Raw genomic sequence first — 12,196 nt, forward strand, 5'->3', positions numbered from 1 at the left:
GGATGTTATTTCAAAGAGGTATCCACAAATCTATACCAATTATAGTACAATAGTTCTAGTATTATTTAAAGAGAAGAAATATGCTAGAGCCAAATAAAAAAGGAATAATTGCTGGATATATACGTGTTTCTACTGATGAACAGGCGGAGGGAACTGCACTTAATCAACAGATGGGAAGAATCAAGCAAGATGGAGTTGATGAAATTTATTCCGATATCGAGTCTGGTGCTAATTCTCAACGACCTAATTTTCAAAGGTTAATAAACGATATTATTTCAGGTAAAATTAGTACTATCAAAGCTACACGTTGGGATAGGTTAACTCGAAACCAAAATGATTTCCCTGTTTTTAAGAAAATAATTCAAGATAATAATGTTCAAGTGATTCTACTTGACCAAGGACAACAGGATTTTAATACGGCAGCAGGTGAACTTAGTGCCGATTTACAAGTCTTGTTTGCCGCTTATGAAAGAAATATGTTGCGTGAAAGAGTTAAACATGGCCATGCACACCGGAGAAAACAACTATTAGCAGCTAGCAGAGCACCCTTATTTTACGAAATTGTTAACAATAGATATTTTCTGAGTGAACAACCAATTATTTGCTCACTGTTAGACCGACCTGAAAATTATTTAGAATATAACGAATCTACTCCCAATTCCGAATGTTTAATGGGTCAAAGCAAAAAAGATATCGCTCTTGAAGTTTTGGAATATTTTTGTAGGTATAGTAAATATAGAAAAGTTTTAAGTAAAATACATGAAAGATATTCTTTAGAAAAGTTAGATAACCCAACTTTAAAACCAGGTTTAGCCCTTTTCAGTACTAGTAGGGGACTCAAAGAATGGTTACGAAATCCTGTTCTACGTGGTCATACTGCTTATTTGAAAACTAAAGGTAGAGGTAAGCATAAAACACCAGATGAATGGGAAATTCATCTAGATACTCACCCACAATATAGATTATTGACAGATGAGGAATATCAAGAAATAGAAGTCATTATAGAATCTAATAGCAAAAAGTTTGGTCAAACAGATGCCACATTTTATTTAACTGGTTTGATATTTTGTAATAAATGTAAATCTAGATGTACTCTTAAGGCGGGTGGTAAATATAAATACTATGGTTGCCAGCACGCAAATATATGCTGTGAAAACAATAAAAGTACCCGTATATCTAAGATTGAGCAGGCAATTATTTCGGCTTTATGGAATCGCGCTCATCTCCTTGCTTCTACAAATAATGATCATAATTCTTTAAAGTCTGATAAGTTAATTCGTTTAGAAAAAAGGCTTAAATCTATTGAAAATATTCCAGATTTTGAAGACGATGAGGAACTGCTAATTATAGCTCATAAATTACGTCAAGAAATTAAGCAAGAAAGAAATAATAACAAGACGATATTCCAAGAAATGCTTCTCTTACCTCAAGCTAGAAAAATTAATTTTTGGTATACGTTGACTGAGGAAGCTAGAGAAAGATTTTACGAAATTTTTGTAGATAAAGTTTTTATAGATGCTGAAAATATAATGGTAGTTTTAAAGCTTTAAGGTAAGCATTAAATCTTTGCCCAACGGCTTAAATAATAAAAATTAATTAATTTAAAATTGAGAAAGCAATGTTCATATCCACTTTTGATATATTTCGAGAAGCAGCAGAACGCTTTAGTAAAGCTGAAGCTGAAATTATTCCCATCTGGCGCTCTGATTGTAATTGTCACGAGCCTGGTGAATTGAAAGAGTGTTGGAATTGCCCTTATTACAAAAATTTAGGACTACTCACACAAAGGAAACTTTACAAAAAACCAGGAGAGCTTTGTGCTGAGATTCCACCACCACAATCTCTAGATCCTTATTCAGATGAAGTCAAGCAAAAATGTTTAGAAATGTACAATGCTGGCTATTTTATCAATGACATTCAAAATTTAGTTGGTGTTCCTAGCCGTCGAGTATTAAGAAATTGGCTCCGAGAATTTGGTGTTATTGCAGGACGTTCAGCACAGTATTCGGAAGAACTCAAACAAACTTGCTTAAAAATGTACGCTGATCACTGTACACCTCGACAAATTGAAAATGAAACAGGTGTATCTGCTGATACTGTTACTGATTGGGCGATGCACGCTAATCTATCCAGACCGAAGAAATACTCTGATGAAATTAAACAGAAATGCTTAAGTCTGTATGAAGAAGGGCTATCATCTGAACAAATTCACGAACAGATGGGAATGAATCGAATTACTATTCGGAGTTGGATTAATCAAGCAAAAATTGGTAGAGGTCAAAAACATTATTCACAAACAAAAATTGAGGAATGCTTAAACTTTTATAGAGAAGGAAAAACTCCTAAAGAAATTGAATTAATTACTCAAATCAAACAGGGTACAATTCGTTCATGGATTAGAAAACATGGTCTAAACAAGCAGAACAATTGGACAGAAACTATGGAGAATAGTCAACTAAGTCAGTCAACCATAGCCCTTGCACCACTCAAACAGAAAAGGAAACATTCTGGTTATTGGAAGGATTTTGAAAATGTGAAACAGGAAATTTTGGATATTAATCAACAACGTGGTCAGTTGGGTATGATGCCAATGGCAGAACAGCTGAAGCAGTTGGGACGTTTAGACTTATCAAAAGCTATATCCAAGCATCATGGTGGGTTTCAGTCTGTGGCTGAACAATTAGGACTGAAATTCAAGAAGAAACGGGCTGGTTATTGGTCTGATTTTACCAATGTGGAAAAACATCTTTTGGATTTTATTACTAAACATAGTTCTCCTGGGATTATGCCTACTAAGCAGGATTTAGAAGAGGCGGGAGAAAGAGCTTTAGCTGCGGCAATGAATTTACATGGCGGGTTTCCAGAGGTGGCTAAACGCTTGGGATTAGAATTGTCTTATAATCGCAAGCAACGTGATTATTGGAAGGATATAGATAATTTCAAAAATGAACTTTTACAAGTTGTGGAGCAGCTTGGTATTCCTAAGCTGATGCCTACCCATGAACAACTAACTGAAATTGGACGCACTGATTTAATTGCTGCAATCGCCAGTAATGGTGGTTGGCCGTCTGTTGCTCGTCGGGTTGGACTTACTTATATTAAGCACTACAATAATCCAAATGATTATTTTTAAGTGGATTTTGGATTTTTCACCAGTTTGTCAGGATTAGCATTCTCCAAAACTTAAGTTTTAGTATGAAATTAAGTTTGAGAGATGAAACTGCGATCGCACTCTACAAAAAACCCTTAATCATTGCGATCGCGCTACTGGTTTTTTCTTGATTGGCCATTCACCCTACCAGCTAGCCTCATCCAATCAGCACGGTACAAAGTGAATACTCTGTTTTTCTTAAAGGCAAAGTAGCTAATCTCAGCACTCACAAAGTAAGCATCCATATAAACTACTTTGGCTATGGTTCCTGGCTTCCATTTGTTATCCCCCTCATGGAATGTTATTTTATCCCCTTCCATGAATTCTGGCTGAGTTACCGAGTGTACTGGTGTTTCAGGTAACAATTCAGAAATTGTTTTTACCCCTCCCCCCCCCTGTGTCTGTTGTATGTTGTTATCTATCTCTGAAATGCTTACAGGGCATAGAGAATTCTCAATAACACTCTCGCTTAAGCGCGGATCTGTTATGTATCTGTTATCTATTTGTTGTGAATCTGTTATTGAACTCTGAAAGCATTGTCTAGTATTGATTTCAGCAGATTGGATAACATCCGGTACATAGAGGGGGAGAGAGGGGGGGTTATCATTTTCTGATTGTGTTACATAATATACTGACCTTCTCCTGTCGGTTGCACTTGGTCGAGTGCCAATAATACGCTTTTCAACCAGTCGGTTAAGTTGTGTGTAAATGGATTTTTTGGCTATTCCTAAGTGCTGGCTAATCTCACTAGCCTCTAGCCCTTTGGGTGAATAAGATTGCAGTAACTCAACGATCCTCTCTTGCTGTGACTTCTCAGACTGCTTTTGCTCTGGTGTTATCCCGTCTTGACCAAGTGATACCCAATGATTAATCTCTGGGTCTAACTCAATCTTTAATGTTTGTCCTTCTGTATCCCGCGCCAATATATTGAAAATTCTGGTCAATGACTTTGGGTTAACTCTAAATCTCTTAGGATTATTTGGATCTGGTTCTGGGATATGCTCTAAGCTCCAAATACCCCAGGTAGCACCTGCTATCGAACTATTACCGCGCACTCTTCCAACGCCTACAGCATCTATATTCTTATTGGTATGGTGAATTAAAATACCGCTTGCGTTGTACCTAGAAATAATTTCCTTCAGCCGATAAATGTTATCCGCAAACTCAGCGCTATTCTCAGATAGCTGGCTACCTACTGTTATTCTTTTGAGGCTATCAATTATTACTAACGTTGGTCTAAATGCCTCTAATTTGGCTTCTAATAGGTGCAATTGAGTGATATTGAAAGAATCCATGAATTCAACATTAGAGGCATCTTCACGTCTAAAACCGCGCTTGAGCAATCGACCTCTAGCAGTAGTAGGGCTTTCATCACACTGAATTATCAAAACCTTGCCTTGCTTGCATTTTTCACCCAGAAAAGTATCCTCCCCTGTCGCTACAGCAAAAGCAGCATCATAAGCAACAAGAGATTTACCACTTTTGGGATCAGCAACTAAGAGAATAGTTTCACCTTGTGGCAACATACCGGGGATTACGTAATCGACACCCGGTAAATTCAAATCAAGCAGTTCATCTAGGGAGTAGCATTTTACTTCCTGTATCCTCCCCTGTTCACTTATATGCTTGAGTAAGTTGTCAATTTCTGAAAGCCTGATTCTGTAAGACTCAGCTAACTTTTGCTTAATGAATGCTTTTGCAATTGGGTCTGCCTCTTTAGCCAGTGCCTGAAGCTCAAGCCTGAGTTTATCTTGGTTAGTTTGTTGAGATTGAGCTTGGCTGGCTAACTTCTCACACTTCTTACGCCATTCCCAATCACTAGCACCGCATCTCTCGCCAAGTTGGTCTAATTCAATATCTTGCTCATTCTCTGGCAAGAGTGCGAGCGCAACTTTAGCGATCGCTAGCGCCTCACGTTTTTTAAGCTTCCGTTCGTCAGCAATTTCTATCCAATCAGCAAAGGGCAATGCAAACTCAAAAATCTCTTGTGTTAGCTCCCTGACTGCGGTTGCATCCGATACCAGGCAATCTAGAGGTAAATTAATCCTATGTACAAAGCAATCGCCTCTGGCCTGCTGCACCATCCAGCCTACAGCCTTGATATCAGCCTCTGAGGTGGCTTTATCCGCAATTATGTAATGATTTCCCTTGCTAATCCCTTGATTGCTTGATGATAAGCATCTTATGGTAAATAGTGGCTTGAATGACCTAGCTGTGATAATGTTTGTCACCCAAAGCGTAGGTAATAAAGGCTCAATATTTGCTACTGATTTAAGTGGGAATGAGGTTGTATTATTTGAGTTCAATTGCTGCATAATTCTTCCTGAGTATTTTGCAGCAACCCCTATTACCTCACTTGTTATGTTAAAAAAAACAAGTTACGATAACAGAAGATATTATTTGAGACTCCTGAGATTCTAAGTTTGGCGACAGCGAATCTTGGGGGTTGCTTTTTTTTGTGTACTATTTAACGACAAAGCGCGATCAAGCTTGGGGGAGGAAGCATTGCCAAGCAAGGAGGATACAAGGGGGATATATATTGATGTAAACCATTGTCCATACACCTCTTAGTTGGTACTTTGCTTGTTTAGTAGAGGTTCTAGCCGTCGCTACGGAGATGATTAGGCATTTTGCCAGAAGGCAGAACAATCATTTCAATCTTGCTGGCATATCCCAAAAACTGGAATCAAGGGAAACAGCATAGCTTAGAACCTAGACTTGAATGATAAGTATCTTTTATTACCTTATGCTTAAGTTTGTTTGCCCTCCATTAACTTAAATGCTTGGGTAACTAGCCAGACTGTTTGCTGGCTAAAGCTTCTGTTGTCTTCCTTTGCAGATGCGTTAACTTTTTCATAAAGTTCAGTCGGGAATGTAATGGTGATCCTCTTACCCTTGTATTGGTCGGATGTCATGTTTGCGATGAACCTACATGAATATATTAGAACCAGTCTAATCCGTTACACCGTCTGGTTCAAAAAATTCATGGTTCTGTTTTCTCCAGAATGGTTCTAATCGGTTCTAAAATGCTAACATTGTAAGCAGAGCATTTCAAGGGAATGGAGGCATCCAATTTATTGACATGGCAACCAAAGCTTATTGCAGGAAGTACCGTAATTTAAAGCGAATTTTTGAAGCAACATATCAAAAACCTGTCAGTGATATTTTTTGGTATCGGCTAACTGCACAGTTAAAAGAGTATTTGAAATTTTCTGTAGAAAATAGCAATGCTGAATTAATTGTTAGGTCAATAGCTAATCTAAAAAAATCTCACAGAAATTTCCGAATAAACAACGATTCGTTTTCTGAATGCTGGGATTTATTTCAACATTACTACCAGCAAAAAAATTACCTTAGTTGTGCAGAATTTCTTGCTGATTTAGCGCAAAAGTTAGATTTATCCCAAGTATCCCGTAGTTCTCGCTACAACTGGTTTGTAAATGCAGGAATACCTTATAGGCATGAAAAGAAATACTCAACAGCCGATTTAGCATTAGTAGCTTTCCAGGCTACTAAATGTCTAAAATCTCGTGAAAGGAAACGAGTAGATAAAGCAATCCAAACTATTGATGTACTTGTAGCTAAGTAGGATTTAAAACATGACCAAATTTTACAATAATGTCAAATCACGTCTAAACAAAAAGGGGTTAACAGGTTTTATCAAAGCTGACTATTTAAAAGCAGCAGAACATCTAGAAATTGTTGATTTAGATGATGTGACTACTGAACAAATCATAGCTGGAGTAGAAATCTTAGAATCTTACCGTGGTAGTCAAATACAAACTGTAAACAATGTAAACAAAAATGTTTACAGCCAGCAAGAGGCAGGTGCGTTCACATCTCCTACACCTGCAACTTTAATCCACCATCAAGAGGCTGAAATATATGCACAGCAGGAAATAGAGGGCGAGGAAGTAAACTATGTATCTTTGTCAGAGGACACTAATGAAGATGCGATCGCATCTGATGAAATTGATTATTCGGATGCCGATAAACGAGCGCTCACAATACAAAAATCTCAAGAGCTAGGCATAACACTAAGTGACAAGGAAATTAACTTAATTGCTGATAGTATCGAGCATTGTGGTGAAAGTCTAGATGATTTACTTGATGGTATCCAATCAGCATTAGTTGCTTATATTAATCACAAAACTAGCTTGAATACCCAGAAAATCGATAATGCTTTAGATGCTGTAGTTGAGTATGCAGAGCAGAAATTCAATGATAATTCACAACATTTATCTAACAGATTAATAAAGCTAGGCAGTGAGATGGAGGCGGTAGCTACACGAAACAAAAGCCAAATCAAAAGTATTTTATCAAGGCTTACAATCCCTGCCGATAAAGCAGGATAATGCACTAAATGCTTCCTTTAATCCTTTCGAGGATGCGTCAACAAGCTTTGTAGGAGCAATTATATTATCATCCCTACTATTCGCGTCAACCGGAATATTTCAAGCCCTGCAATATCATAACCTGCCAGTTAATGTAGAGGAACGCTTGAGAGAGAAGAAACTAATTGATTATTGTCCATTATCTGTACCATTGGAGAAATGCTAAATGGTTAAAGCTAAGTACATCAAAGACCATGTAACGGGATACGGGAAGAATATCAGCCGTGCCACGAATGAAAAGTTTGGCATTTCTAATAAGTTAATTGTTCAAGCTGCACTAGGGGATGAAAAATCACTTACCCAAATAGCCGATATGGGCAAACTTGGTGAGAGGTTAGTATTAGTAATGCCCACTATTAAGGAGCATCTAAAAACCTATATTCAAGGCAACACACAATACAACCAGACACTCGCTGAACTATACAAGGCAGGCAGCAAAGGGGCATTAGCGATTGATAAATCAGCATCCGACGTAACTTTAGAAAATACCAAATTTAATAATTTACTGGAAGAGTATAAAGAGAAGCTATTTGTTTCTTTGGAAGCTGAGAGTATCAGACATGAAGACCAAATGGATGTGATTAGATTGCAAGCCTGGGTTGATTCTCAGATGAAAGACGTTGATGCTCGAATACAGCAAGAAGGCATCTCCAATAAGCCATTCTTGGCTCAACTGAAAGCTGATGAAGACTATGAAAATAAGAAGATTCAGCACATCTTGGAACATGGTAGCCAAAAGGATTTAAGCTTAATTCCCCACAAACAATATGTTACCAATCCACTGAAAAAGATGTGGGATAGTATAAGAGATTTCTTCAGCTAATCAAAAAAATCCCCCTGAGTCACCAGGGGGATAAAAATGTAAATCGTGGTTTTATTATGCAACAAATTCTTGACGATTCTACTGAAGAAGTAAAAAATAATTATCCAGTAGAACAAGATGATAGTTTTACGCCTGACCAGATTGAACAAATCAACGAATGGAAAGAGATAGTTAACAATAAGATAGCCAAAAATGATTCTATCTTGCGAGGTTTAGAGACTTTTTTTTGGGGCATTAGTAGTTATTCTCTTTGTAAGTGGCTTGTTCTGAACCTTGGTTCTAGTGGCATCAGTCTTGCAATTTCAATTGCATTCGTAGTTAATCAGATTGTAAATCGTGATTGCTTAGATACTTTTAATTTGAATAGGAAAGAGGGACAGTGGGAATTAACAGGGATGGATAAATTATTTAGATTTATTTTTGGAATACTAGCAAGCGGCTTTGTTGTTTGGAGTTCTGTCGGAAATTTTATAGTCATGTTACATGACTCAAAAACAACTTATAATACCTTAAATAATGCGATTGAAGAGTTTAATAGCTACTCAAGAAAACAACAAGACGAAGCGATAAAAGGTTTTGTAATTGGAGCTTCAGCAGTTGCGGTAGTTGTTTATGTTGTAAAAGGTAAAAACTAAAGGCATGAAAAAGATTTTACCTAGTATGGCCGCTTTTGGTGTAGTTGGTTCACTGGCATCGGCTTTTTATTTAGGTCAAATTAATGAATTTAGTTTCGACCAAGTAACGGTAAAATTTTGTCCCCAGACAGCTAACAAGAATTTTCCCTATGCCCAAAAATCACAAACCAATTTAGACCTCAAATATTGCAGATACCGCCGTAGATTGTTAAAGGAAGTGTGGGAGAGCGAACAATATAAAGCAGCCATCCCATTATCGAAACAAACCTTTTCTATTCAAGAGTTTAAAGGTGATAATTCTGGAGGTGTTTGGCTTTTATTGGCTCCTGTGCTGGCTGGTAGTGCTTATTTGTCGTGGGCTAATAAGTGCCAGATAGACTATGACGATAAATTTAAACAACTAGAAGATTTAAAAAGCTATTTTAAATTAACAACTGTATCAGCCAGGAACGAGAGAGAGTTTAAAGCTACTGCCATAAATCAATCGTGGGACACCCAACGGGTAAAAAGTGGGCAGATATCAATAGACGCTGTACAAGACAGATTAGTTAAGCAAGCAGAAGTCCATGACCGTAGCCATACTTCTACAGTTAAGCAGTTCGATTTAAATGATAGCCATATTGACAAAACTATTGCTGAGAACAAACTGGCAGCCGCCGAAGCGATAAAGAAATTAGATAAAATAAATAAACTTGTTGATACTAAGGTAGCTGACCAAGTACCAGCGAATGAACAACTGAAGAATAGTTTAATTGACGCACTGGAGAATTATGAGGGTGGGTGGCTATGGTATCTAGTTGAATCATTCACTGCAATTATCATTCACGGTAAGGCTGGCAGCTACAAGAGTTATACAGCTGCCGCTATTGCCCTTCTCAAGCATTATTTGATTGATGCTAAGGTTGAGTCAATTTGTGATATCGACTTTGACCAAAATAAAAATGATTCCTGGAAATTTCTAGTTCCGATGGAGCCTAGTATTTATGGACAGGGAATTGATTGGGAATCTTATAATGAGGGGTTTATTGCTGCAATAGATAGGTCAAAAGTTCGGACATTAAAAGATAAACCAATTGTTTCAATATGGGATGAGTTGACTAATGCTAAAGGACAATTTGATAATGCACAGAATGTAGTCCCGTTCGTTATCGCCACCCCACGGAAGAGAAATGAGCATTGCATATTGATTAGCCACAACCTAACTCAGGATTGCTTGGGGGGCTGCACCGGGATGAGTGAACCGATAAAGACTCAAACCTACAGATTAAACTTGAAGACTACGCCACAAGGGAAACCATTGTTTAAAGGCATACTTGAAGGGCTAGTGGACAATGATGGCAACGAATTGGAAGAACATAAAATTAGTTTACCTGGGTGGCTCAGACCGGAAATTATCTACGGTCACTTCAACGGCAAACCTATAAAGTTTGATGATTAACTTAAGTGCGTTCGTACTTTTTGTTTATGGCTTCTAAGGTTTAGTAAGTCATAAGCCCTATACACACCGCAAATACATCAATCAAAGAAACGGTAAGTAGAATGTTTTTAGCTAGCTATTACATTCAATAATAAATTAAAAAATATTCTTTCTAAGAATATTAAAAACTAAACTATATAACTTTTTGTAAATTAGAAAATAATGAATTTGTTGTAGTTGGTAATGTGAGTGTATAAATCAGAAACAGCATCATAACGAAAAACTTGGAATACTTGAACTTGAAACTTAAGTAAAAGGATAAAACTATGAAAGGCTTATCAGTAAAAAGATTAAGACTAGAAAGTTTTTTGTTAGCTATTGTTGGATCAGTAGTTAGTTTAACTCTACCAGCAATGACTCACTCAATACCGATGGGAGCATTAGCACAGCCATCTTCACAACAATACTATCGAATCAAATTAAAAAATAATGGAACATACTTGGATGCTAACTTCTGCACAGATCAGGTACGTTTGTTTAGTTTTGTAAACGGTGCATGCCAACTATGGCGACTTGTTCCTACCGATGATGGCTATTATCGAATCCAATTAAAATATAATGGAAAATACTTAGATGCTAACTTCTGCACAAATCAGGTACGTTTGTTTAGTTTTGTAAATGCTCCTGACAATGGTGCATGCCAAACTTGGCAATTTATCCCTGAGAATATTTAGTGATGTAGCGATTTTAGGGATGAAATGAGCATGGGGTTTTTTGTATGTCCCCTCGAAAAGGGGGAATAGCAAAAACGAGGTTTGGCATTATTACCTTCAAATCATTGTCAGCAAAGCTTTTCCCCCCAACGTGGCCCAAAAAGTATGCCTTTCAAAAACCTTTCCTCAAAAGACTTACTGGTAAATCAAGTCTTTGTAACAGCTTTTTTAGTTGCTGGTATTGTTGCTACAAGTGCTATTGCATTTAAGTACCCTGGAGATATCCAGTTTAGGCTTGGGACGGATGGTATTCAATTGCAAATTAATGTGCAAAAAGATTCTAATCGTCTTGAGTAGTTTTTTCCGCCTTCACTTGAAAATCCACACAAGCAGATTTCTTATTTGCCAGATCCTTCTTGCAAGCTTTCGACGTACATCTGATAAACCTGGATGCAAAGTGCCGGCTTACGCTCAAAGCCGCTTTCTGCGCTTTGAGCAAAAGATTGCATGGTATCAAGATTTGTAGACGACTCGTCACCAGATGCCTTGGCTTTTTTGGTAAATGCGTAGACCATGCCAGTCAAAGTCTCGTCATTCTCAAGACACGGTTTTTTTAAGTTCTCAAACTCCTGCCTGTAAACATCAATCTCCTCTGGTTGCTTTTTCCCATCCTTTAATGCCAAAGCTCTTGGATAATCAATTGTTTCATTCGCCTTTGTAGAGGACTTTTGTTGTGTTCGGGCATTTCCTGAACAACCAACCAGCAACGCAACCAGCAGAGCTATAAAAACTTTTTTCATAGGATGAACGTTTAATTAGGCATTATTAATCAATCCAGCCCAGCCGGACGGTTATGTAACTGGATTGATCAATAATGCCCATATCCGTGCTTATCGCCCTCAGTTCGTGAGAAACTTTCGGTAAAAAGTTTAATCTTCAGTAACTGACTCGACAACGACGGCGATCATAAAAAGGCGCTGTGCGATCATGCAATCGCACCCTATTTAGCATTGGCCCAAGATGAACGTATTTATCAATTGACAAGTCTTCGCAATAACTTCTT

At 37.6% G+C, this 12,196-nt stretch carries 12 protein-coding genes; 9 read left to right on the forward strand and 3 right to left on the reverse strand.

Going from position 1 to position 12,196, the window contains the following annotated elements; genetic code table 11:
• Positions 1–80: 80 nt before the first annotated feature.
• Complete coding sequence (locus VE944_RS20200; RefSeq protein ID WP_324980911.1) at positions 81–1,550, forward strand: recombinase family protein; 1,470 nt, start codon at positions 81–83, stop codon at positions 1,548–1,550.
• 68 nt (positions 1,551–1,618) lie between these two features.
• A complete protein-coding gene (locus tag VE944_RS20205; RefSeq protein ID WP_324980914.1) occupies positions 1,619–3,133 on the forward strand; it encodes a hypothetical protein in 1,515 nt (504 codons plus the stop codon).
• A gap of 131 nt (positions 3,134–3,264) precedes the next feature.
• Here the strand turns inward: VE944_RS20205 and VE944_RS20210 are convergent, their stop codons facing one another.
• Together VE944_RS20210 and VE944_RS20215 are read right to left on the reverse strand one after the other, a co-directional pair.
• Positions 3,265–5,466 carry an AAA family ATPase gene (locus VE944_RS20210; protein WP_324980917.1) on the reverse strand — a complete coding sequence of 734 codons (2,202 nt, stop codon included), beginning with the start codon at positions 5,464–5,466 and terminating at the stop codon, positions 3,265–3,267.
• 435 nt (positions 5,467–5,901) lie between these two features.
• Positions 5,902–6,066, reverse strand: a complete 165-nt coding sequence (locus tag VE944_RS20215; RefSeq protein ID WP_324980920.1) for a ribbon-helix-helix domain-containing protein — start codon at positions 6,064–6,066, stop codon at positions 5,902–5,904.
• Between the two features lie 167 nt (positions 6,067–6,233).
• On the opposite strand from VE944_RS20215, the gene VE944_RS20220 reads away from it, so the two are divergent.
• The 7 genes from VE944_RS20220 to VE944_RS20250 all read left to right on the forward strand — a co-directional run bounded on the left by VE944_RS20220 (position 6,234) and on the right by VE944_RS20250 (position 11,490).
• Positions 6,234–6,740, forward strand: a complete 507-nt coding sequence (locus VE944_RS20220; RefSeq protein WP_324980923.1) for a hypothetical protein — start codon at positions 6,234–6,236, stop codon at positions 6,738–6,740.
• Between the two features lie 10 nt (positions 6,741–6,750).
• Positions 6,751–7,506 carry a hypothetical protein gene (locus tag VE944_RS20225; protein WP_324980925.1) on the forward strand — a complete coding sequence of 252 codons (756 nt, stop codon included), beginning with the start codon at positions 6,751–6,753 and terminating at the stop codon, positions 7,504–7,506.
• Positions 7,507–7,711: 205 nt separating this feature from the next.
• Positions 7,712–8,368, forward strand: coding sequence for a hypothetical protein (locus VE944_RS20230; RefSeq protein WP_324980928.1), 657 nt, complete (start codon positions 7,712–7,714; stop codon positions 8,366–8,368).
• A gap of 56 nt (positions 8,369–8,424) precedes the next feature.
• Positions 8,425–9,003 (forward strand): hypothetical protein, encoded by a 579-nt coding sequence (locus tag VE944_RS20235; RefSeq protein ID WP_324980931.1) that lies wholly within the window; start codon positions 8,425–8,427, stop codon positions 9,001–9,003.
• A 4-nt stretch (positions 9,004–9,007) separates the two neighbouring features.
• Entirely contained in the window at positions 9,008–10,441 is a 1,434-nt protein-coding gene (locus VE944_RS20240) for a hypothetical protein (protein ID WP_324980934.1), read from the forward strand.
• A gap of 305 nt (positions 10,442–10,746) precedes the next feature.
• On the forward strand, positions 10,747–11,154 hold the full coding sequence (locus tag VE944_RS20245; protein WP_324980937.1) for an RICIN domain-containing protein: 408 nt from the start codon (positions 10,747–10,749) through the stop codon (positions 11,152–11,154).
• Positions 11,155–11,298: 144 nt separating this feature from the next.
• Positions 11,299–11,490, forward strand: a complete 192-nt coding sequence (locus VE944_RS20250) for a hypothetical protein (protein ID WP_324980940.1) — start codon at positions 11,299–11,301, stop codon at positions 11,488–11,490.
• Positions 11,491–11,531: 41 nt separating this feature from the next.
• Here VE944_RS20250 and VE944_RS20255 read toward each other — a convergent pair whose 3' ends face one another.
• On the reverse strand, positions 11,532–11,933 hold the full coding sequence (locus VE944_RS20255; protein WP_324980942.1) for a hypothetical protein: 402 nt from the start codon (positions 11,931–11,933) through the stop codon (positions 11,532–11,534).
• Between the last annotated feature and the right edge of the window lie 263 nt (positions 11,934–12,196).

The sequence above is a fragment of the Nostoc sp. genome, assembly GCF_035638895.1.
Classification (GTDB): Bacteria; Cyanobacteriota; Cyanobacteriia; order Cyanobacteriales; family Nostocaceae; genus Nostoc.

Coding starts and splice junctions, on each gene's coding strand:
- VE944_RS20200 (WP_324980911.1), top strand. CDS start 81: ATGCTAGAGCCAAATAAAAAAGGAATAATTGCTGGATATATACGTGTT.
- VE944_RS20205 (WP_324980914.1), top strand. CDS start 1,619: ATGTTCATATCCACTTTTGATATATTTCGAGAAGCAGCAGAACGCTTT.
- VE944_RS20210 (WP_324980917.1), bottom strand. CDS start 5,466: ATGCAGCAATTGAACTCAAATAATACAACCTCATTCCCACTTAAATCA.
- VE944_RS20215 (WP_324980920.1), bottom strand. CDS start 6,066: ATGACATCCGACCAATACAAGGGTAAGAGGATCACCATTACATTCCCG.
- VE944_RS20220 (WP_324980923.1), top strand. CDS start 6,234: ATGGCAACCAAAGCTTATTGCAGGAAGTACCGTAATTTAAAGCGAATT.
- VE944_RS20225 (WP_324980925.1), top strand. CDS start 6,751: ATGACCAAATTTTACAATAATGTCAAATCACGTCTAAACAAAAAGGGG.
- VE944_RS20230 (WP_324980928.1), top strand. CDS start 7,712: ATGGTTAAAGCTAAGTACATCAAAGACCATGTAACGGGATACGGGAAG.
- VE944_RS20235 (WP_324980931.1), top strand. CDS start 8,425: ATGCAACAAATTCTTGACGATTCTACTGAAGAAGTAAAAAATAATTAT.
- VE944_RS20240 (WP_324980934.1), top strand. CDS start 9,008: ATGAAAAAGATTTTACCTAGTATGGCCGCTTTTGGTGTAGTTGGTTCA.
- VE944_RS20245 (WP_324980937.1), top strand. CDS start 10,747: ATGAAAGGCTTATCAGTAAAAAGATTAAGACTAGAAAGTTTTTTGTTA.
- VE944_RS20250 (WP_324980940.1), top strand. CDS start 11,299: ATGCCTTTCAAAAACCTTTCCTCAAAAGACTTACTGGTAAATCAAGTC.
- VE944_RS20255 (WP_324980942.1), bottom strand. CDS start 11,933: ATGAAAAAAGTTTTTATAGCTCTGCTGGTTGCGTTGCTGGTTGGTTGT.